At 71.6% G+C, this 21,420-nt stretch carries 15 protein-coding genes; 11 read left to right on the top strand and 4 right to left on the bottom strand.

All coding sequences use genetic code 11. The annotated features are described in order from the left end of the window. Nucleotides 1-3 precede the first annotated feature (3 nt). Nucleotides 4-570: a TetR family transcriptional regulator gene (locus ABD223_RS28430; protein WP_344039642.1), complete on the bottom strand. Its 567-nt coding sequence runs from the start codon at nucleotides 568-570 to the stop codon at nucleotides 4-6. Nucleotides 571-678: 108 nt separating this feature from the next. Between ABD223_RS28430 and ABD223_RS28425 the strand changes: the two genes are divergently transcribed. Beyond that, the gene (locus ABD223_RS28425) at nucleotides 679-1,605 is read left to right on the top strand and encodes an SDR family oxidoreductase (RefSeq protein WP_344039641.1); all 927 of its coding nucleotides are present in this window, start codon (nucleotides 679-681) and stop codon (nucleotides 1,603-1,605) included. A gap of 107 nt (nucleotides 1,606-1,712) precedes the next feature. Then, nucleotides 1,713-2,456 (top strand): class I SAM-dependent methyltransferase, encoded by a 744-nt coding sequence (locus ABD223_RS28420; protein ID WP_344039640.1) that lies wholly within the window; start codon nucleotides 1,713-1,715, stop codon nucleotides 2,454-2,456. A gap of 81 nt (nucleotides 2,457-2,537) precedes the next feature. Here ABD223_RS28420 and ABD223_RS28415 read toward each other — a convergent pair whose 3' ends face one another. Then, nucleotides 2,538-3,416 carry a class I SAM-dependent methyltransferase gene (locus ABD223_RS28415; protein ID WP_344039639.1) on the bottom strand — a complete coding sequence of 293 codons (879 nt, stop codon included), beginning with the start codon at nucleotides 3,414-3,416 and terminating at the stop codon, nucleotides 2,538-2,540. A gap of 127 nt (nucleotides 3,417-3,543) precedes the next feature. Between ABD223_RS28415 and ABD223_RS28410 the strand changes: the two genes are divergently transcribed. The 3 genes from ABD223_RS28410 to ABD223_RS28400 all read left to right on the top strand — a co-directional run bounded on the left by ABD223_RS28410 (nucleotide 3,544) and on the right by ABD223_RS28400 (nucleotide 7,606). Beyond that, nucleotides 3,544-4,455: an AurF N-oxygenase family protein gene (locus tag ABD223_RS28410; RefSeq protein ID WP_344039638.1), complete on the top strand. Its 912-nt coding sequence runs from the start codon at nucleotides 3,544-3,546 to the stop codon at nucleotides 4,453-4,455. A 4-nt stretch (nucleotides 4,456-4,459) separates the two neighbouring features. Continuing rightward, nucleotides 4,460-5,959, top strand: coding sequence for an FAD-dependent oxidoreductase (locus tag ABD223_RS28405; protein ID WP_344039637.1), 1,500 nt, complete (start codon nucleotides 4,460-4,462; stop codon nucleotides 5,957-5,959). Nucleotides 5,960-6,034: 75 nt separating this feature from the next. Then, the gene (locus tag ABD223_RS28400) at nucleotides 6,035-7,606 is read left to right on the top strand and encodes an MFS transporter (protein ID WP_344039636.1); all 1,572 of its coding nucleotides are present in this window, start codon (nucleotides 6,035-6,037) and stop codon (nucleotides 7,604-7,606) included. 5 nt (nucleotides 7,607-7,611) lie between these two features. On the opposite strand, the gene ABD223_RS28395 is transcribed toward ABD223_RS28400, so the two are convergent. Next, nucleotides 7,612-7,866: a zinc-ribbon domain-containing protein gene (locus tag ABD223_RS28395; protein WP_344039635.1), complete on the bottom strand. Its 255-nt coding sequence runs from the start codon at nucleotides 7,864-7,866 to the stop codon at nucleotides 7,612-7,614. 154 nt (nucleotides 7,867-8,020) lie between these two features. On the opposite strand from ABD223_RS28395, the gene ABD223_RS28390 reads away from it, so the two are divergent. Next, on the top strand, nucleotides 8,021-8,389 hold the full coding sequence (locus ABD223_RS28390) for an STAS domain-containing protein (RefSeq protein ID WP_344039634.1): 369 nt from the start codon (nucleotides 8,021-8,023) through the stop codon (nucleotides 8,387-8,389). A gap of 115 nt (nucleotides 8,390-8,504) precedes the next feature. Beyond that, nucleotides 8,505-9,575: a TIR domain-containing protein gene (locus tag ABD223_RS28385; protein ID WP_344039633.1), complete on the top strand. Its 1,071-nt coding sequence runs from the start codon at nucleotides 8,505-8,507 to the stop codon at nucleotides 9,573-9,575. Nucleotides 9,576-9,609: 34 nt separating this feature from the next. Here ABD223_RS28385 and ABD223_RS28380 read toward each other — a convergent pair whose 3' ends face one another. Continuing rightward, the gene (locus ABD223_RS28380) at nucleotides 9,610-10,083 is read right to left on the bottom strand and encodes a hypothetical protein (RefSeq protein WP_344039632.1); all 474 of its coding nucleotides are present in this window, start codon (nucleotides 10,081-10,083) and stop codon (nucleotides 9,610-9,612) included. Between the two features lie 37 nt (nucleotides 10,084-10,120). Here ABD223_RS28380 and ABD223_RS28375 point away from each other — a divergent pair, with 37 nt between their 5' ends. The 4 genes from ABD223_RS28375 to ABD223_RS28360 all read left to right on the top strand — a co-directional run bounded on the left by ABD223_RS28375 (nucleotide 10,121) and on the right by ABD223_RS28360 (nucleotide 21,402). Further along, the gene (locus ABD223_RS28375) at nucleotides 10,121-10,288 is read left to right on the top strand and encodes a hypothetical protein (protein WP_344039631.1); all 168 of its coding nucleotides are present in this window, start codon (nucleotides 10,121-10,123) and stop codon (nucleotides 10,286-10,288) included. Nucleotides 10,289-10,519: 231 nt separating this feature from the next. Beyond that, the gene (locus ABD223_RS28370) at nucleotides 10,520-13,981 is read left to right on the top strand and encodes a LamG-like jellyroll fold domain-containing protein (RefSeq protein ID WP_344039630.1); all 3,462 of its coding nucleotides are present in this window, start codon (nucleotides 10,520-10,522) and stop codon (nucleotides 13,979-13,981) included. A gap of 27 nt (nucleotides 13,982-14,008) precedes the next feature. Further along, nucleotides 14,009-20,848, top strand: coding sequence for an RHS repeat-associated core domain-containing protein (locus tag ABD223_RS28365; RefSeq protein WP_344039629.1), 6,840 nt, complete (start codon nucleotides 14,009-14,011; stop codon nucleotides 20,846-20,848). Further along, nucleotides 20,845-21,402 (top strand): hypothetical protein, encoded by a 558-nt coding sequence (locus ABD223_RS28360; RefSeq protein ID WP_344039628.1) that lies wholly within the window; start codon nucleotides 20,845-20,847, stop codon nucleotides 21,400-21,402. The genes ABD223_RS28365 and ABD223_RS28360 overlap by 4 nt, the downstream gene beginning before the upstream one ends. Nucleotides 21,403-21,420 lie beyond the last annotated feature (18 nt).

Here is a 21,420-nt window from a genome sequence, read left to right as displayed (position 1 = left end):
ACGTCACCTGCCCGTGGCCACGGCTCTCAGCTCGTCGAAGGACTCCCGGACGAGCCGCGGCAGGTCGTCCCGGTCGACCTCGGTGAGCCAGCGCTCGAACGCGACCTTGAACACGGCGATCCCCGCCTCCGCGGCCAGGGTGGCGGTCGGCCGCGGGACTCCGCGTGCGCGCAGCGCGCAGGCGATCGTCGAGGCGAGGGACGCGAGCTTGATCAGCTCGCGCTCCCGCAGCTCGGGGTTCGCGTCGATGACGGCCTGGCGCCGCCGCGAGCGCTCGCGGCGATCCCCCAGGGTGGCGCCGGCGGCCTCCAGTGCGGCGGACACCGCCTCGATCGGCGTCACGTCGCCCGGCGCGGCGGCGACGGTGCGTTCGAGGAGGGCGTGCAGCTCGCCCGAGCCGGCGAACAGGACCTCGCGCTTGTCGGCGAAGTGCCGGAAGAACGTCCGCTCGGTGAGCCCGGCCCGCTTGGCGATCTCCGCCACGGTGGTCTGCTCGAAGCCGCGCTCGCAGTACAGCTCCAGCGCGGCCCGTTCGAGCCGGCCGTGCGCGTTCGGCTCCCATCGACCCATGTCGGGAGCATAGTTGATGACAGTGACTGACATCGCTGCTACGTTGATGTCAGTCACTGACATAACCCGTTCCCCGATCGCCGGGGACGGGGTCACCAGGAGGTTCTCGTGCGCGTTTTCGTCACCGGCGCGTCCGGCTGGATCGGCTCCGCCGTCGTCCCCGAGCTCATCGGCGCGGGTCACCGGGTCACCGGGCTGGCGCGCTCCGACGCCTCGGCCGCCGCCCTCGTCGAGGCCGGGGCGGAGGTGCGCCGCGGCACCCTCGACGACTTCGACGACCTGGCCGCCGCGGCCGCCGAGTCGGACGGCGTGCTCCACCTGGCGTTCAAGCACGACATCGCGTTCGCCGGCGACTACCGGGGCGCGGTCGCCGCGGATCGCCGCGTCATCGAGGTGCTGGGCGAGGCGCTGGCGGGCTCCGACCGGCCGCTCGTCATCGCCTCCGGGCTGCTCGGCGTCACCACGGGGCGGGTGGCGACCGAGGAGGACGGGCTCGACCCCGCCGAGTACCCGGACGGCACGCTCCAGGGGCGGTTGGCCACCGCGCGGGCGACGCTCGACCTCGCGTCGCGCGGCGTCCGCGCGTCCGTCGTGCGCCTGGCCCCGACCGTGCACGGCGACGGCGACAACGGCTTCATCGCCGCCCTCGTCGGCATCGCCCGCGCCAAGGGCGTTTCCGGCCACCTCGGCGACGGCGCCCACCGCTGGCCCGCCGTGCACCGGCTCGACGCCGCGCACCTGTTCCGCCTGGCGCTGGAGCGGGCCGAGGCGGGATCGGTGCTGCACGCGGCCGCCGACGAGGGCGTGCCGCTCCGCGCCGTCGCCGAGGTGATCGGCCGCCACCTCGACCTGCCCGTGGCCGCCGTCCCCGCCGAGGGCGCGGGGGAGCACTTCGGCTGGCTGGCGGACTTCCTCCGGGTCGACGGCCCGGCGTCGAGCGCGCTCACCCGAGAGCGGCTGGGGTGGCGGCCGACCGGCCCCGGCCTGGTCGACGACCTCGACGAGGGCCACTACTTCCGCGCGCCGTCGGCCTGAACCCGGCGCGGTGCGGCCGGCCCCGGGACCGGCCGCACCGGTGGCCCTTGCGCCGGCGGCCCTCAAATCGTTGGACACCCGGCGATCCCGTGGGGATCGTTGAGCCCATGCGCCAAGAGGACATCTGGGACGTCGACACCGCACGCGGCTACGACACGCCGGGCACCGGGATGTTCGCGCCCGAGGTCCTGACCCCGACCGTCGACCGCCTCGCCGAGCTGGCGGGTGGCGGTCGGGCGCTGGAGTTCGCCATCGGGACCGGTCGCGTGGCCGTCCCGCTCGCCGGGCGCGGGGTGCCCGTCACCGGCATCGAGCTGTCGACCCCGATGCTCGACCGGCTGCGGGAGAAGGCGGACGAGTCGGAGATCCCGGTGGTCGTCGGCGACATGGCGAGCGCCGTCGCACCGGGCTCCTACTCGCTGGTCTACCTGGTCTACAACACGATCTCCAACCTGCTCACCCAGGCCGAGCAGGTCGCGTGCTTCCGCAACGCCGCCCGCCACCTCGAACCGGGCGGCCGGTTCTCGGTCGAGCTGTGGGTGCCGGAGCTGCGCAAGCTCCCGCCGGGTCAGCGGGCGTCGGTGTGGCACGTCGAGCCCGGCTACATCGGCCTGGACGTCTACGACGTCCTGCGCCAGCACGCCGTCTCGCACCACTTCCGGTTCGACGAGAGCGGGCGGACCCGGCTGTTCCGCAGCCCGCACCGCTACGCGTGGCCCGCCGAACTGGACCTGATGGCCCAGTTGGCGGGGTTCGGGCTGGAGAGCAGGCACGCGGACTGGAGCGGCGCCGAGTTCACCGCCGAGTCGCGCTCCCACGTGTCCGTCTACCGCCTGCCGGATCACCGCTGACCGGATCACCGCTGACCGGGCGGTCGCCGACCGGTTCCCCACCGGCCGACCCATCCCCGCCGACCGGCCCCCGTTGACCGGTCAGCGCTCGAACTGCCAGACCAGCAGCGCGGGCACCCCGTCCCCGGCGGCCCGCGCCGCGTCCGGCACCAGCCCCGCCAGGCTCCACGGCCACAACTCCCACGGCCCCGGCTCCTCGGCGGCGGCCGCCCCCTCGCCCCGCACCGGCAGCAGCGGCTCCTCGCAGCGCCGCACCTGCAACCCCGCGGGCAGGGCGGCGCGCAGGTAGTCGCCGACCAGGTGCTGGTAGGAGGCCACCCGCCGCGCCCGCCCGTCCGGGCCCCGGTGCGACGGGATCGAGCCGCGCCCCACCGACTCGGGGTGCACGTCGGCGACCACCAGCCGGCCACCGGGCCGCAGGACCCGGGCGAACTCGGCGAACACCGGTCCCAGCGCCGGCACGTGCGTCAGCGCCAGGCCGCAGGTGACCAGGTCCACCGCCGCGTCGCCCACCGGCAGCCGGCCCAGGTCGCCGAGCATGAACCGGCCCTCCGGCACGCGCGTGCGGGCCCGCGCGAGCATGTCCGGCGAGCTGTCCACGCCGACGACCCGGTGACCCCGGTCCGCGAGCATCCGCGCGTACCGGCCGGTGCCGCACGCGGCGTCCAGCGCGTCGCCCGCCGGCAGCGCGTCGAGGAGTTCGCCGACCACGGGCTCGTCGAGCGCGAACGCGCCGTTGCCCGGCTGGTCGTAGGTCCGCGACCACACCCGGTACCCCTCGACCGGGCCCACCGGGTCGACGTCCACCCCGGCGTGCGCCAGGGACTCGTCGTCGAGCAGTCGGCGCACCTCGGCCAGCCGAGCCGCGGTGAAGTCGCGGTCGTGCCGCCCGGTGAACGCCCGGAGCAGGGCGATGCCCTCGATGCCGATCAGGTAGGCCAGTGGGTGCTCGTGGTGCACGGCGCGACCGTAGCGGGGGAGCGATCCGCCCGGCCAACGGTTTCGGCTCTCGCGGAACCGGGTAAGTGTCTGTTACCGTTGGTATCAGTAACTCCGGGTAACAGCTATATGTCATCAGGGAGCCCCCATGACCAGCGTCGACACCCATGACCACGCGGGCGCGTCCGACCGCCAGGCCGTCGCGCGCCGGTTGCTGGACTCGTCCGAAGCGCTGTCCTACGACCCCGTCCAGGAGGTCGACTGGGAGACCCCGCTCGACACGGGCTACCACGGCGCCAGCCCGGAGTGGAGCACCCTCTACGGGACGGCGTACTGGGACGAGATGACCCCCGAGCAGCAGCGCGAGCTGACCCGCCAGGAGGCGGCGTCGGTGGCGAGCACCGGGATCTGGTTCGAGATGATCCTCCAGCAGATGGTGTTGCGGGACTTCTACGCCAAGGACCCGACCGACCCCGCGTTCCAGTGGGCGCTGACCGAGATCGCCGACGAGTGCCGGCACTCGATCATGTTCGCCCGCGGCGCGGCGAAGCTGCGCGCACCCGCGTACCGGCCGCGCCGCGTGGTGGTCGAGCTGGGCCGCGCGTTCAAGACCCTCGCGGTCGGCGAGGCGGCCTACGCGGCGATCCTGGTCGCCGAGGAGGTCCTCGACGTCATGCAGCGCGACTGGATGCGCGACGAGCGGGTGGTGCCCTTCGTGCGCACCATCAACAACATCCACGTGGTCGAGGAGTCCCGGCACATGAAGTTCGCCCGGGAGGAGACCCGGGAGCGGCTCAAGGGCGCGGGGTGGCTGCGCCGGCAGTTCAACGCGATCGTCGTCGCCGGCGCGTCCTACGCCATCGTCAGCAGCATGGTCAGCGACCAGGTCTACGCCAACGCCGGCCTCGACCCCGAGCGCGCCATCCGCGAGGCCCGCGCCAACGAGCACCACAGGTCCATGCTGCGCTCCAGCTGCGCGGGCCTGATGGAGTTCCTCGACTCGTGCGGCCTGCTGACCAAGGCCGCGACCCGGCTGTACCAGCGCGCGAACCTGATCTGACGCCATGGCCTTCGCGATCACGCAGACCTGCTGCAACGACGCGTCCTGCATCGCGGTCTGCCCGGTCAACTGCATCCACCCGACGCCGGACGAGCCGGACTTCGGCACCACGGAGATGCTCTACGTGGACCCGCGCACGTGCATCGACTGCGGCGCGTGCGCGGACGCGTGCCCGGTCGACGCGATCTTCCCGGTGGACGCCCTGTCCGCGCCGCTCCAGGTCTACGCGAAGATCAACGCCGACCACTACGCGGACCGCGACCCGATCGCGGAGGCGGCGGACCCCGCGCCGAACTTCCACGCCTGGGGCCCGCCGGTGTTCAGCCGCACCATCCCGGCCGACTTCGCGCCGCTGGACGTCGCGGTCGTCGGCACCGGCCCCGCCGGCATGTACGCCGTCGAGGACCTGCTGCTGCACACCAACGCCAGGGTCACCCTGATCGACCGGCTGACCGTCGCCGGTGGCCTGATCCGCTACGGCGTCGCGCCCGACCACCCGTCCACCAAGAAGATCGGCGAGTCGTTCGCCCGCTTCCACACCCACCCCCGGCTGCGCCTGCGGCTGGGCGTCGAGGTCGGTCGCGACGTCACCGCCGCGGAGCTGGCCGCGCGGCACGACGCGGTGGTCTACGCAGTCGGCATGTCCGACGCGCGCCGGCTGGGCGTCCCCGGCGAGGACCTGCCCGGCAGCCTCGCCGCGACCACCGTCGTGGCCTGGTACAACGGGCACCCGGACGTGCCCGCGGACGCCGTCGACCTGTCCGCCGAACGCGTCGTCGTGGTCGGCACCGGCAACGTGGCGCTGGACGTCGCGCGCGTCCTCACCACCGACCCGGCTGCCCTGGTGGGCACGTCCATCGCGTCGCACGCCCTGGCCCGGCTCCGGTCGGGCAAGGTCCGCGAGGTGGTGCTCCTCGCGCGCCGGGGCCCGGACGACGCCGCGTACACCCGGTCCGAGCTGCTGGCCCTGCTGGGGCGCGACGACCTGGACGTGGTGGTCGACGCGCGGGACGAGCGCACCACCCGGGCTATCGAGGACGCCGCGCCCGGCGCCAAGGCGGGCCTGCTCCGGGGCGTCGCGCGGGAGGCCGTGGACTGGTCCGCGCCGCCACCGGCCGACCGGCGGCGCATCGTGCTCCGCTTCCACTCCGCGCCCGTCGAGGTCGTCGGCGACACCGAGGTGCGCGGCCTGCGCGTCACCGGCCCCGGCGGCGACGCGGAGATCACCGCGGGCCGGGTCGTGCGGGCCGTCGGCTACCGCGGCACGCCGCTGCCCGGCCTCCCGTTCGACGAGGTCGCCGGCACCATCCCGCACACCGGTGGCCGGGTCGAGGGCCTGACCGGCGCTTACGTCGTCGGCTGGGCCAAGCGCGGCCCCAGCGGCGGCATCGGCGCGAACAGGGCGTGCTCCCGGGAGACCGTGGGCACGCTCATCGAGGACGCCGTCGCCGGGCGGCTGCCCGTGCGCCGCCGCCGCCTCCCGCGCCTGCTCCGGAGGTGGTGAGGCCGGCGCGTTTGGTGGGGCCGCGCCGAGGTACCTGCTGGTGGTGACGCGGGCGAACCGGGAGGGAACGGGCGGGTGACGGCCCCGCCCGCGTGGTCCCCGCTGCGCCGCGCCACCTACCGCGCGGTGTGGCTGGCCCAGTTCGCGTCCAACATCGGCACGTGGGCGCAGACCGTCGGCGCGCAGTGGTTCATGGGCGACCTCGGCGGCAGCGAGTTCCAGGTCGCCCTCGTGCAGGCGGCCACCACCCTGCCGGTGTTCCTGCTGGTCGTGCCCGCGGGCGCGATCGGCGACATCCTCGACCGGCGCCGGGTGCTGATCGCGGGCCAGGGCCTGATGCTGGTCGGCGCGGCGGCGCTGGTGGTGCTGACCGGCAGCGGCACGGCCACACCGGTGACCCTGCTGGCGCTGATCGCCCTCATGGGCGTGGGGCAGGCGCTGACCATGCCGTCGTTCCAGGCGATCCAGCCCGAGCTGGTGCCGCGCGAGGAGATCCCGCAGGCGGCGCTGCTCAACGGGGTGAACATGAACGTCGGCCGCGCGGTCGGGCCCGCGCTGGGCGGCGTGCTCATCGCGGCGGTCGGGCCCGAGGCGACGTTCGCGTTCAACGCCGTGTCATTCCTGGGCGTGCTGCTGGTGCTGTGGCGGTGGCGGCGGCCGTCCGACCACCGCCCGCTGGGCGCCGAGCACGTGGGCACCGCCGTCCGGACCGGCGCCCGGTACGTCCGCAGCTCGCCCCTGTTCGCCCGGGTGCTGGCGCGGTGCGTGCTGTTCGTCGTGTTCGGCAGCGGGCTGTGGGCGCTGCTGCCCGCGCTCGCCCGGGGCCCGCTGGGGCTCGACGCCGGCGGCTACGGCACGCTGCTCGGCTGCGTCGGGGCCGGTGCGATCGGCGGGGCGTTCGTGGTGCCCGGGCTGTTGCGGCGAATCGGGAAGAACCTGCTGGTCACCCTCGCGACGTGCGCGTACGCGGCGGCCACCGCCGCGGCCGGGCTCACCGCGTCCACCGCGGTGGCGGTCCCCGCCATGCTCCTCACCGGCGCGGCGTGGATCGCCGTGCTGTCCACCCTCAACGCCACGGCCCAGGTGCTGCTCCCGGCGTGGACCAGGGCCCGCGCCCTGGCCTACTACCAGCTGGTGTTCATGGGCGGCCAGGCGTTCGGCGCGGTGGTCTGGGGCGGGGTCGCCTCGGCCCTGGGCGTGCGGACCGCGCTGCTCGTCCCGGCCGTCGCGATGGTGCTCGTCGCCCTCGTCGCGGCCCGGCTGCTGCCGCTGACCGACCGCGAGCTGGACACCTCGCCCGCGAGCCTGTGGGACGCGCCGCCCGAGGTGGCCGACACCGACGCGGGCCCGGTGCTGGTGACCGTCCGGTGGCGCGTGCCCGAGGAGCGGGCGGCCGGGTTCGCCGAGGCCATGCGCAAGGTCGAGCGGTCCCGCAGGCGCACCGGCGCGACCCTGTGGGGCCTGTTCCGCGACTCCGAGGACCCCGAGCTGTTCCTGGAGACCTTCACCGTCGCCACCTGGCACGAGCACCTGCGCCAGCACCTGGAGCGCGGCACCGCCGTGGAGGTGGAGGTGGAGCGGGCCGCCCGCGCCCTGGCCGCCGGGGAACCGGTGGTCAGCCACCTGCTGTGGGCCCGGCCGGGCTGACCCGGTCAGGTCAGGGGCGGCTGCCCGCTCGCCTGCCGGAGCAGGTGGTCGGCCTGGTCCTTGGCCAGTCGGTTGGTGAAGCCGCAGAAGGTGCACTGCGTCGTGTACCTGGTCCTGACCGGGAACAGGGGCACGAAGAACAGCGAGAACTTCGTGACCGCCCGGTGCAGCGGGTGCGCCGCCGGGTTGCCGCACCGGGGGCACACCAGCGTCAGCACCGCCAGGACGAAGACCTTGGTCCGCAAGCCGAAGATCACCACGTTCGCCGCACTCCCCGTAAAATCGTCCGACTTCCAGGGTCGCACAGGGCCGGGTGGACCGCGGGCCGGCGCATGAGAGGCGCCGGTGTGGGGAAGACCACCCGGGCGAGGACCGTTCGGCGACCCCGGCGCGGTCCGTGAGGGAGGCGAAGCGGTGACCGACAGGGAACCCCGCGACCAGCAGCTGCGGGTGGAGCGCGAGCACAGGGACGACGCGGTGGTCGTGCGCGCGCACGGCGAGGTGGACGGCACGAACGTGTCGCTGCTCCGAGAGGGGGTGGTCGCGGCCTTCGCCGAGGCGAGCGCCGTCCCCGTGGTGGTCGACCTGACCGACGTGGGCTTCTTCGCCTCGATCGGCATGGCGCTGCTGGTGGAGCACCACCGACTGGGTGAGGACCGGGCCACCCCGCTGCGCGTGGTCGCCCCGGCGCGCAGCCCCCTGCGCGCCCTGCGCGCCGCCCGGCTGGACCAGGTGCTCGACCTCTACCCGGACCTGCCGGCGGCCCTGGCCGGCAGGTCCTGAGCCCCGGCGCCCTCCCCGGACCTCGGAGACGGGCCGGGGAGGGGGCTGGGAGGATCGGCGTGATCGCGGACAGGACTCGTGACGGATCCGCGGGCCGAGGGGAGACCACGGTACGTTGGCGCACGTCTTCATCAGCTACAGCCGCAGGCAGCAGCCCTACGCGCGGCGACTGGCCGGGCACCTGCGGGTGGAGCACGGCATCGACACCTGGATCGACGACGAGCTGATCACCGGCGACCGCTGGGAACGCGTCATCCACACCAGGATCGATGAGTGCGCGGCGCTGGTGGTCCTGATGAGCCCGGAGTCGGAGGCCTCCGACTGGGTCGACCTGGAGATCACCAGGGCGCAGGACCGCGGCAAACCGGTGCTGCCCCTGCCCCTGCTCCTGGCCGGGACTGTCTTCTTCCGCCTGGGCAACCTCCAGTACGAGGACGTCCGCGACGGCTCGATGCCCGGCGCCCGCTTCGTCACGGCCCTGCGCAGGATCACCGGCACTTCCCCCGCCGTCGACACCACGGTCCCTCCCGCCGCCGCGGACACCCCTCCCATCGTTGCCGGTACTCCTCCCGTCGCTGCGGCCACGCCCGGCACGGACCTCCCGACCACACCCGCGCGCCCCGGCCGCAGGGTCCTCGCGTGGAGCGCGGCCGGCGGCGTCGCGTTGCTCGCGCTGGTCGTCACGCTCCTCAACCTGCCGACCGGATCGCCGGACGCCGGCAAGGGGGTGTCGTCCACGCCGGTCGGTTCCACGACCGGCGGGACGACCCCGCCGGACCACTGCGCGATCGAGGACGTCCAGGTCGGCGACGACACCACCGCGGAGCCGACGATCACCCTGCCCACCGGCTGCGCGCCGCCGGCCGAACTCGTGGTCCGGGACCTGGCGGTCGGCGCCGGTCCGGAGATCCGGGCCGGCGCCACCACCACCGTCCACTACGCGCTCATGACGTGGTCCGACCGAACCCTGGTCGAGAGTTCATTGGGCGAACAACTGCCCTTCGAACTGGCGAACGTCGGCAACGCCCCGGTCATCGCCGGGTGGAACGAGGGCCTGATCGGCGCCCGGGAGGGAGGCCGGCGCCTGCTCGTCGTCCCGCCGGACAAGGGCTACCCGAACGGCCACGCGGGCATCCGGCCGAACGAGACGCTGGTCTTCGTGATCGACGTCCTCACCGTCACCTGACCCCGTCACCCGGCGGTTGCCCGCGGGACGTCGGTCAGCCGGTCATCAGCGGTACGGCGGCCTGCCCGACCTTCTGGAGGGTGCCCGCGGCGTCGGCGGTCTGCGGTCCGTAGAAGAAGATGCTGGAGAGGAGGTCGTCCTTGCTCACGACCAGCTGGCAGATCCGCATCAGCTCGTAGGTGTAGCAAGCGGCGAACTGGGCGTCGGCCCCCAACGGCGGGAGGGTGAGCTCCTTCTCCGGGGTGTAGGGACCCTCCTCATCGAACATGAACGGTTCGCAGTCGAGGACCTTGCGGGCGTGCTGCACGGTCTCGGCCGCGGCGGCGAACGTGTGGTAGGAGAAGCGGAACTGGTAGATCTGGGAGAACGCGGCCCTGTTGACCCAGCTGCTGTAGAGCTTGGTCGCGGACCTGGCGGCATCGGTCGGCAGCCGTTCCGGGCACATCACGACCGAGCCGGTCATCTGCTCGGAGGCCTTCCTGGGGGTGTAACCCAGGGACGCGAACAAGTCGTCCGGGATGTGCGCCTTGAGGAGGCGGGGCTCGATGAGCGCCGGGTCGGGCGTCTTCGGGGCGCTGCTGGTGGTGGTCGTGGTGGTGGTCGGCGCGGTGCTCGATGGCGGCGCGGCTTGTGATGCCGCCGTCGAGCAGCCGGTCGTGATCGTGAGCAGGGCAGCGCAAAGCGCGGCGACGGTTCTCATGGTTCCCCCCTGAAGAGCGTGGCGGGCGAACTATTAGGGGGCTGCCGACCTCGGTCGGCACGTCGGGTCGGACCGCCGCGGTCGTCGCGGGGCCCCCTCGCCGACCGGAGCGGCCCGGCGTTCATGAGGATGATTCACCCAATTGGTCGCTGCGCCGGGCGGCTCGAAGCCGCAAGATCCTTCTTCGGGTCGGGGGACTCGGGGGCTAGCCGCGCGGTGGGGCGCGGCACGGGGGGATCAGCTGATGTTGTCGCGCGTTCCTGCGCGGGGTTCGACCCTGCGCGCTTTCGTCGCGGTGCTCGTCGCGGTGGTCGTGGCAGGGGTGGCGCCGCCGGTGGTGGCGGTCGCGCAGGACGTGCCTGCCGTGGTGCCGGCTTCGGCTCCGGACGTGGCGACGGCGGCCCGGTACGCCGAGGTTGGTGGCGAGCCGGTGGTGGTGGAGTCGGCGACCACGGAGACCGATGAGGTGCGGGCCAACCCGGACGGCACGATGACGCTCATCCAGCACGTGCAGCCGGTGCGGGTGCGGCGCGGTGACGGGTGGGTGCCGGTCGACCTGACGTTGGAGCGCAGGCCGGACGGCACGTACGGGCCCAAGGCGTCGGCCGTGGACGTGGTGTTCTCGGGCGGCGGTCCCGGGTCGGCGGGGCAGCCGTTGGCGAGGATCGTGCGAGGCGGTCGGGAGCTCGGCCTCAAGTGGGACGTGGACCTGCCGGTGCCGGTGGCGGCCGGGCCCGTGCTGACCTACCCGGAGGCGTTGCCGGGGGTGGACCTGCGGCTGGAGGCGCACCTGAAGGGGTTCAGCGAGCTGCTGGTGGTCAAGACCCCGGAGGCGGCGGACAACCCGGCGCTGGAGCGGATCGCGTTCGGCACGCACGCCGAGGGCGTCGCGCTGGAGGTCGGGCCCCGGCCGGACGGCGACCTGGTCGCGGAGGACTCGGCCGGTGAGCCGGTGTTCGTCGGCGCCGCGTCGCGGATGTGGGACTCCTCGGCGAGGGCGGGTGGGGTCGCCACGGTGGAGCCGGGTGACCGGCAGGCCGGGATGGGGGTGGAGGTCACGTCGGAGGCGGTGGTGATCACGCCGGACCGCGCGTTCCTGGACGACCCGGCCACGACGTACCCGGTGGTGCTGGACCCGGAGTACCGCTGCCCGGACTGCGGCAAGGTGCACCACGTGGTGGTGCAGTCGCCGTGGCCGGCCGCGAAGAACTTCGACGCCACCGGCGGCGACCTGGCCGACCTGAAGGCCGGGTACGCGACGGCGTCGATGTTGAACGCCCCGTCGAACGGTGTCTCGCGCACCTACCTGCGGATGCACACGGCTTCGTTGGCGGGCAGGTTCATCCACCGCGCGGCGCTGCACACGCGGGTGATCAACTCCTACTCGTGCTCGCCGACCGCGCCGGCGACGGAGCTGTACCTGGCCAACTGGGTGGACGCGGGCACCACGTGGGGCAACCAGCCCGGCTGGGCGCCGGGCCTGCTGTCGAGCAACAACCGGTCCAACAACGCGCAGAACTGCCCCGGTGACGGCGGAGCGGACTTCGACGCCGTCGTCGCGGTGCGCGCGGCGGCGGCCAACAGGTGGGGTGAGACCACGCTGGTGCTCAAGTCGGCGGTGGAGAACAGCCTCGACGGGTGGCGGCGCTTCGACATCAACCCGTACCTGGAGGTCGTTTACAACAGCTACCCGGACGCGCCGAGCCACCTGGGCATGGAGGGCTGGGGTCCGCACGGGGCGGACGCGCTGCCGTGCGTCGTCGGCGCGGACCGGCCCGCGCTGTTCACCCGGACGCCGAGGTTGCGCGCGATGCTCAAGGACCCCGACCACGCCAGCCTGGACGCGGGGTTCCGGGTCATGCGCGGCACGGTGGACAGCCACACGTGGAACGGGCAGGACATCCACGTCGGCAACATCCCCTCGGGGTCGTTCGCCCAGGTGACGGTGCCCCAGGGCTGGATCACGACGGACGGCGTGCACACCTGGCACCTGTGGAGCGGCGACTACCAGCTGAGCAGCTGGTCGCAGAACTGCGAGTTCGAGGTGGACACCAGGGCGCCCAATACCCCCGCCGTGTCCTCTGCGGACTACCCGGCCACGGGCGTGCACGGCAGCGTGGGTCGCACCGGCGCGTTCACGTTCCGGGTCAACGGCAACACCGGTCTGAACGGTGGCATGGACGTCCGCCGCTACGGCTGGTCGCTCAACAACGACACGGCCACCACGCACATGGTCGACGTGGGCTCGGCGGACGGCACGGTGACGGTGCCGATCACGCCGAGGCAGGTGGGCACGAACGTGTTGTACGTCAGCGCGTTCGACAAGGCGGGCAACCGCTCGGCCACCAACGCGGTCTACGCGTTCCGCGCCGCCGAGCCTGCCGGCCCCAAGGCCTCGTGGTCGCTGGACGAGACGTCGGGAACGGCCGCTGCCGACAGCGCGGGCAACCGCCCGCTGAGCCTGGCCGGAGCCGCGTCGTTCGCCCCGGGTTACGAGGGCAACGCCCTGGCGCTGAACGGGACCAGCGGCTACGCGGCCTCGGCGTCGGCGGTGCTGGACACGTCCCGGGCGTACTCGGTGTCGGTGTGGGCGCGCCTGGACCGCGACAACGGGTTCTTCACCGCGCTGAGCCAGGACGGCAACCGGGTCACCCCGTTCTTCCTCCAGTACGCCGACGACGTGGACCGCTGGTCGTTCGCGGTCACTGATTCCGACACCGACGGCTACACCTCCGCGCGGGTGTTCTCCTCCGCGCCGCCGCGGCTGGGGGTGTGGACCCACCTGCTCGGCACCTTCGAGCCGGACACCGGGCGGACGGCGCTCTACGTCGACGGCAAGCTCCAGGGCGCCACCACGGGCACGTCGTGGGAGTCCGCCGGTGGTCTGGTGGTCGGCGCGACCAAGTGGCGGGGCGATCGGCTCGACCACTTCGCCGGCGCGCTGGACCGGGTCCGCGCGTGGGACCGGGAGCTGAGCGCGGAGCAGGCGGCGGACGAGGCGAACACGGCGGTGCCGCGGGCCCGCTTCGCGTTGGACGAGCAGGCCGGGACCACGACGGTGAACGAGGTCTCGGGGCAGCCGGGGACCCTGTCCGGTGGCGTGTCCTGGGCCGGCGCCCCGGTGGACCCGGACGACCCGGACCGGGTGATGACCAGCGAGGACAAGTGGCTGAACTTCGACGCCTCGTGGACGGGTCAGGTGGCCGCGCCGAGCCCGGCGAACCTGCGGACGGACCGGTCGTACACGGTCTCGGCCTGGGTGCGCCACTCCGGCCTCGACGCGGCCTCGCGCGCCGCCGTGGGTTTCGGCGACGCGCAGCACTCGCCGTTCATGCTCGGGTACCGCAAGGAGAGCGGGAAGTGGGGCTTCCTGATGAGCAAGGGGACCGGCGGTGACGGCTGGTTCGCCCTGTCCGACCGGGCCGCGCAGGCGAACCGGTGGGTTCACCTGGTAGGGGTCTACGACGCGCCGAAGGGGCGGATGACCCTCTACGTCAACGGCCAGGAGCAGGGCACGTTCCTGGGCACCGCGGACGGCGCGGGCGTCACGGGGTGGCACGGCTCGGGACCGCTGTGGGTGGGGCGCGGCATCTGGACCGGGCAGCACTCGGACGCCTGGAAGGGCGACGTCGACGACGTCCGCGTCCACTCCGGCGTGCTCACCACCGAACAGGTCATCCAGCAGTACTTCACCACCCTGCACTGAGCCGACGACCCGATGGAAGGCACCGCTGTGATCGTTGCGCCGCGCAAGCTCGCGAGGAAGGTCGTCTCCTTCGCCGTCGTGCTCGTGCTGACCACGTCGATGGGACAGGCCGTCGCCCTGGCACAGGAGGCCGAGCGGCAGTTCGTCGAGCTCCAGAAGGAGAAGTCGGTCCCCACCAGGGACCTGTTGTACACGCCGATCCACAACCCGCGGGACCAGGACGCCTTCACCGCCGCGGAACCGGCGTCGTTCCCCGCCGCCGCACGCGGCGAGGTGGACTTCGCCGGTCCCGGCGGGACGCCCGCGCAGGCGGCGGCGCGTGCGGCGGGCACCCCGATCCGCGCGGCGGGCACGCCGGTGGCGGTGGGCTTGGACCGGTCCGGTCAGGCGACCGCCCGGCAGGCCGCGACCGGCAAGGTGGCCGTGGAGGTGCGCGAGCCGTCGTCGAGCGCGGTGGTGTTCAGCCTGACGGATGCCGGTGGTGCGCGGGACAAGCCGTTGGAGGTGGCGTTCGACTACTCGTCGTTCGCCTCCCTCGGCGGTGACTACGCCTCCCGGCTGCGGTTGGTGAGCCTGCCGGGGTGCGCGGTGAGCACGCCGGAGAAGGCGGAGTGCCAGGTCGTCACGCCGGTGGAGGGCGCGGAGAACGACGTCGCCACCAGGTCGTTGTCGGGCAAGGCGACGCTGAAGTCGGCCGAGCCCGTGGTGCTCGCGGCGGTGGCGGCGGCGTCCGGTCCGGCGGGCTCGTTCGCGGCGACGTCGTTGGCGCCCGCCGGGTCGTGGAGCGCGGGCGGAGCGTCGGGTGACTTCGCCTACGGCTACCCGATGCGGGTGCCGCCGGCGGTCGGTGGCGCGGCGCCGTCGGTGTCGCTGGGGTATTCGGCGCAGAGCCTGGACGGGCGCACGTCCTCGACGAACAACCAGGCGTCGTGGGCGGGTGACGGGTGGGACCTGTCGCCGGCGGGGTTCATCGAGCGGCAGTACAAGCCGTGCGGCCTGGACCTGGGTGGCAACAACGGGCAGACCAAGACCGGCGACCAGTGCTGGGACGCCGACAACGCCACGATCAGCCTGGTCGGCGTGTCGGGCAGGATGATCCGCAAGGGTGACACGAACGAGTGGCGCGCGGAGTCCGACGACGGCGCGCGGATCGAAAAGCTGCCCGGTGCGGTCAACGGTGACAACAACGGTGAGCACTGGAAGGTCACCACCACCGACGGCACGCAGTACTTCCTGGGGCTCAACCGGTTGCCGGGCTGGGTCGAGGGCAAGCCGGAGACGCAGTCGACGTGGACGTTGCCGGTGCACGGCAACCACGGTGGGGAGGACTGCCACGTCCCGGGGTCGTTCGACACTTCGTGGTGCCACCAGGCCTATCGCTGGAACCTGGACTACTCGGTCGACCCGCGCGGCAACGTCACCACCTACTACTACAACCGCGAGTTCAACCACTACGGCCGCAACGGCGACGCGGCCAAGGGCACGCAGTACGTGCGCGGCGGCTGGCTGGACCGCATCGAGTACGGGCTGCGCGACGACAACGTCTTCGGCCACCCCGGTGCGAAGGTGGGCTTCCAGACCGCCGAGCGGTGCCTGCCCGGCCCGGTCACCGACTGCCACCCGGACCACTACGACGCCTCGACCGCGTCGGCGTGGCCGGACGTGCCGTTCGACCAGGTCTGCAACGCCGGCGAGCAGTGCACGCACAAGCTGACCCCGTCGTTCTTCACCCGCAAGCGGTTGACCAAGGTCGTCACCAGCGTCGACAACGGTTCGGGCGGCTTCCAGGACGTGGACTCCTGGCGGCTGGACCACCTCTTCCTGGCCACCGGCGACGGCCTGGCCCCGGCGATGAACCTGGAGAAGGTCACCCGCACCGGTCTGGTCGGGGGCAGCGTCGAGCTGCCGCCGACGGTGTTCGGGCACAAGTCGATGGCCAACCGGGTCGACTCCAGCAGCGACAACCAGCCACCGCTGACCCGGCACAGGCTGACCTCGATCACCGGGGAGGCGGGCGGCCACACCGAGATCGAGTACAGCGAGGAGGACTGCCGGCCCCACACCCGGATGCCCAGCTCGCCGGAGTCCAACCCGCTGCGCTGCTACCCGTCCTGGTGGGCGCCGGAAGGGGCGCTGGAGCCCCAGCTGCACTGGTTCCACAAGTACGTCGTCGTCAGCGTCATGGACGACGCCCGGACCGGTGGCGCGCCACGCGTGCTGACCAAGTACGAGTACGACGGTGACGCGGCCTGGCACTTCGACGAGGCGCGGTTCGCCGAGCCCAAGCGCCGCACCTGGTCGCAGTGGCGCGGCTACCAGGTGGTGCGGACCACCAAGGGCGACCCGAGCGAACCGCAGACGATCACCGAGACCGTCTACGGGCGCGGCATGGGCGGCGACAAGAGCTGGAACCCGGGCGACGACCCTAACGGACTGCCGACCGGCACCCGCGACGCGGAGCCGATCACCACCAGCGAGGGCGAGGAGATCCCGGACGACGAGCGGTTGCGCGGCTTCGTCCGGGAGAAGCGCCAGTACATCGCGAACCAGCTCATGGGCGCCTCGGTGAACGACCCCTACCTGCCGGACACGCCGACCGCGACCGACGCGGCGGGGGAGGAGGCCTTCGTCACCGGCACCGCGTCCGTGCGCGGCCGCACGTGGCTGGAGGACGACACGTGGCGGCGGACGAAGGTCGACAAGCACCAGTTCACCGCCGAGGGCATCGCCGCCGTCACCGAGGACCACGGCGACCTGGCGGTCACCGGTGACGAGAGCTGCACCCGGACCAGGTTCGCCCGCAACGAGAACGCCTGGATCCTCACCGCGGCCTCGCAGGTCGAGACCATCACGGGCACCTGCGCGACCCTGACGTCGCCGAGCACGATCCAGTCGATCGCGCGCTCGTACTACGACGGCCAAGGGCTCAACGCCCCGCCCACGCAAGGCCTGATCACCAAGGCCGAGGTGCTCGACAAGTGGGACGCCTCCGGCACGACGTGGGTGACCGCGTCCCAGGCGACCTACGACTCCTACGGCCGCCCGGAGGACGTCCACGACGCCCGTGGCGAGAAGACCATGACCCGCTACACCCCGGCCACCGGTCCGGTCAGGCAGATCACCAGCACCAACCCGCTCGGCCACGTCACCACCGAGTACCTGAACCCGGCGTGGGGCGTGTCGGTGGCCTCGGTCGACGTGAACAACCGGCGTGCCGACCTGTCCTACGACCCGTTGGGCCGGCTGACCGCCGCCTGGCTGCCCGGCCACGACAAGGGCACCGCCAAGGCCGACGCGGTGTTCGAATACCACTACCACACTGAAAAACCCAGCGTGGTGGTGTCCAAGCAGCTCCAGGAGAACGACCAGTACCTGGCCGCCTACACCCTCTACGACGGGATGCTGCGGCAGCGGCAGACCCAGGCCCCGGCGCCCGGCCCCGACGGCGGGCGGCAGATCACCGACGTCTTCTACGACTCCCGAGGCCTGCCCTACCGGACCAACGGCGTCTACTGGAACAACACCGCCCCCGCGAGCGGAACCCTGGCCGGCGCCTACGACGTCGACATCCCCAACCAGACCGTCACCCGGTACGACGGCATGGAGCGGCCGGTCAGGGCGACCTACCGCAAGTTCGCCGTCGACCAGTGGAGCACCGTCACCTCCTACGGGGGCGACCGCGTGCACACCACCCCGCCGCCGGGCGGGACCGCCACCACGGTGATCAACGACGCCCAGGGCCGCACGACCGAGAAGCGGCAGTACACCAACGGCCTGGGCAGCACCTACGACACGACCAGGTACACCTACAACGCCGCCGGCCTGCTCACCGCGCTGGTCGACCCGGCCAACAACACGTGGGGCTACACCTACGACCTGCGCGGCCGCGTCGTGGCCACCGACGACCCCGACACCGGCCACAGCACCACCACCTACGACGCCGCCGGCCAGGTGCTGACCACCACCGACTCGCAGAACCGCACCATCGCCAACGCCTACGACAAACTCGGCCGCCTGACCGCCAAGCACCAGAACTCCCTCACCGGCCCCAAGCTCGCCTCGTGGGAGTACGACACCGTCACCGGCGGCATCGGCATGGTCAAGTCGTCCAAGCGCTACGACGGCAACCTCGTCTACCACAAGTACGTCACCGGCTACGACGAAGCCGGGCGACCCACCGGGCAGAAGTTCGTCATCCCCGTCTCACCCGGCGTGCAAGCGGCCACCTACGGCATCGGCCAGACCTACACCTACACCGGCAAGCCGGAGGCCGTCCGCTACGCCGCCGTCAGCTCGGGCGGCAGGGTCATCGTCCCCGCCGAGAACGTCGGTTCGACGTACAACACGACCAACGGCGCCCTGGAGCGGACCACCGGCCAGGACATCTACGTCTCGGAGACCAACTACTCCAGCTTCGGCGAGGTCCTGCGCCTCCAGTACGGCAGCAGCGCGACCGGCGTGCAGAACGTCGCGGTGACCAACTTCTACGAAATCGGCACCCGCCGCCCGGAACGCGCCGTGGCCGAACGCCAGACCACCACCGACGGCGAGCTGGCCGACCGCGCCTACACCTACGACCCGGCCGGCAACATCACCAAGATCGCCGACACCCCGGAGAACCGCGCCGCCGACATCCAGTGCTTCGCCTACGACCACCTCAGGCGCATGACCGACGCCTGGACCCCGTCCTCGGCCAACTGCGCCACCACCAAGTCGGCTGCCACCCTGGGCGGCGCGGCCCCGTACTGGCACTCCTGGACCTTCGACAAGACCGGCAACCGCCTCACCGAAACCCAACACGCCACCGCCGGTGACACCGTCCGCACCACCACCTACCCGACCGCAGGAACGGCGCAACCGCACGCCGCTTCCTCGGTCACCACAACCGGCCCCAACGGCACCTCGCTGGACACCTTCACCTACGACACCACCGGCCGCACCAAAACCCGCAAGATCGGCGGTGACGAACAGGTCCTGGAGTACGACGCCGAGGGCCGGGTGTCGAAGATCGTCAACCCGGACGGCAAGGAATCCAGCTACGTCTACGACGCCGACGGCGCCCGACTGATCAGCCGCGAACCCTCGGCCACCACCCTGCACGTGTTCGGCCAGGAGATCCGCCTGGAAACCGGCACCACCACCCCCACCTGGACCCGCTGGTACTCCCACGGCGGCGAAACGGTGGCGGTGCGCAACAGCGTGTCGGGCTTGAAGTGGTTGGTCCCGGATCACCAGGGCACCAACCAGATCACGGTAGGCACCGACGCGAACCTGACCGACACCCAACGTCGTCAGGCTCCCTACGGCGCCTTGCGCGGCACCGCCCCACCGTCGTGGCCGGACCACCTGGGCTTCGTCGGTGGCCGCAACGACGAGTCGGGTCTGACGCAGGTCGGGGCACGCCTGTACGACAACGCCTCGGGCCGGTTCCTCTCCGTGGACCCGGTGTTGGACAACAACGACCCGCAGCAGCTCAACGGCTACGCCTACGCCAACAACAGCCCGGTCACCTTCAGCGACCCCACCGGCCTGATCATCGACAACTGCGGCCCCGACGGCGTGCTGTGCCAGTCCAAGGAGACCAGCATCCATGGGCCGATGTGGGAGGAGGAGAAGAAGACTTACCAGGCGCTCCAGCGCAGTGCCCAGCAGCAGTCGAGCATCATCGACCAGGAGACGAAGAACGCCGCAGCGGCGGAGGGCATCCCCTGGGAGGCCTACCAGCAGGCGTTGGCCGATGCGCACAGGACGAAGTGGGACGTGGTCAAGGAGGTGGCCTGGGAGGTCATCCGGGACATCTCGGGCTGGAACGACATCGTCGACTGCTTCACCAAGGGCGATATCTGGGGCTGCGCGGGGTTGGTGACCAACCTGGTGCCGTTGGCCAAGGTCGGCAAGATCCTCGAAGCCGGCTACAAGGCTGTCAAGGCCGTGGCGAACCTGTCGTCGATCGTCGACAACGCGCGGGGCGTGCTGAACCGGGTCGCGGCCATCACCGCCCGGGTGCAGCGGTCGGTGGTCGACCGCTTCCGGAAGACGGCGCCTGCCGGTGGTTGTCACAGCTTCGTGGCCGGGACCTTGGTGTTGATGGCCGACGGCTCGGCCAAGCCGATCTCCGAGGTGGAGATCGGTGACGAGGTCAAGGCCACCGACCCGGAGACGGGCGAAACCACCGATCGCGAGGTCGTCGCCACCATCGTCCACGACGACGAAGGCGACATGACCCGCCTGACCGTGCGCGCCGACAACGGCGCCACCGGCACGGTCGACGCCACTTCCTGGCACCCCGTCTGGGTCGACACCGTAGACCGCTTCGTCAACATCGGCGACCTCGAACCCGGCCAACGCCTCACCGCGGTCAACGGCATCACGCCGCAGGTTGCCGAGGTCGAGCCTTACACGCGTCTCGAACCGGTCTACGACCTGACCGTCGAAGGTGTCCACACGTACTACGTAGCGGTCGCCGGCGCGGAAGTCCTGGTTCACAACTGCGGCACCGGCAACCTCAGTAGCGAGGAAGCCTTCAGCCTGGCGACCCAGACTTTGAACGACAAGCTTGATGACATGCACGCGACCATGAGCCGGTCTAAGATCCGCAATTACTCGATGGCGTCTGCTGCGGTGGACCGGCTTACCGGTAACGTGGCTGTTGGTTTGAAGAAGACCGGTGATGGTAGGGGATTCTGTGCCGAAGACATTTGTCGAGCAGCACTGATCAAAGATGGTGCCAGACCGGAGGACATCGTCTACAGTGAACCGGTCCGTCCGCTATCCCGGGGAAAGGAAGCCGTATGCGTAAGATGTGAGGGGAAGTTCGGCCGTGATGTTTTCGCTTCTGGGACTACTTTCGAAAGTGATGGCCTGTGAATTCTCCGCAAGAGTGGAACTGGCAGGCGTTGGACACGCTAAGCGTTCCAGGAGGGGAGCTTCCGGAGTATCTTGACTGGCTGGTAGGAAATGATGCGAAAAAGCGTGCCAGGGCTCGTAAGGTGCTGTATTGTGAGGTCGCCAACCAAGGGGACCTGTACAGTGCGGCAGCTGCCTGTGTCGACGTCATCGTTGAGCACGCGAAGTCCGGGACCGTGCTAAGTCCAGAAGCCGTTGGGGTGCTGGAATCAGTGCTCAACGCTAGGAGTCCGGGGCTGAAGGTGGGCGTCGGTGGAGCCCTGGTGGATGTCGCTGACTATTGCCGAGGGCGGATTCTTGAAATCCTTCCTCAGATTCTTTACAGGGCTACCGGGAAAGATGTCGACTACTTTCGGGAGGTGTGCCACCTGATTCCGCAGTTGGCGGACTCGTCGGAAGAAGTGGTGAATTTCCTGGTCGCCACATTGGCGGAACATGATGGGCAGTTGCGGCAGTTCGCCGCAGATGCTCTGGAGGAGGCTCGGGAAGTGATGGTAGACGGGCATATGCCGTGACATGTGCCGGAACTGGAA

It is taken from the genome of Saccharothrix xinjiangensis, assembly GCF_039527585.1.
Classification (GTDB): Bacteria; Actinomycetota; Actinomycetes; order Mycobacteriales; family Pseudonocardiaceae; genus Actinosynnema; species Actinosynnema xinjiangensis.
Note: the sequence above shows the minus strand (reverse complement) of the source record. Positions and strands in the feature narration are given on the sequence as shown.

What these genes read in the sequence shown, in the direction of transcription:
- ABD223_RS28430 (WP_344039642.1), bottom strand. Translation starts at nt 570, where the DNA reads ATGGGTCGATGGGAGCCGAACGCGCACGGCCGGCTCGAACGGGCCGCG.
- ABD223_RS28420 (WP_344039640.1), top strand. Translation starts at nt 1,713, where the DNA reads ATGCGCCAAGAGGACATCTGGGACGTCGACACCGCACGCGGCTACGAC.
- ABD223_RS28370 (WP_344039630.1), top strand. Translation starts at nt 10,520, where the DNA reads ATGTTGTCGCGCGTTCCTGCGCGGGGTTCGACCCTGCGCGCTTTCGTC.
- ABD223_RS28410 (WP_344039638.1), top strand. Translation starts at nt 3,544, where the DNA reads ATGACCAGCGTCGACACCCATGACCACGCGGGCGCGTCCGACCGCCAG.
- ABD223_RS28375 (WP_344039631.1), top strand. Translation starts at nt 10,121, where the DNA reads ATGAGCGCCGGGTCGGGCGTCTTCGGGGCGCTGCTGGTGGTGGTCGTG.
- ABD223_RS28405 (WP_344039637.1), top strand. Translation starts at nt 4,460, where the DNA reads ATGGCCTTCGCGATCACGCAGACCTGCTGCAACGACGCGTCCTGCATC.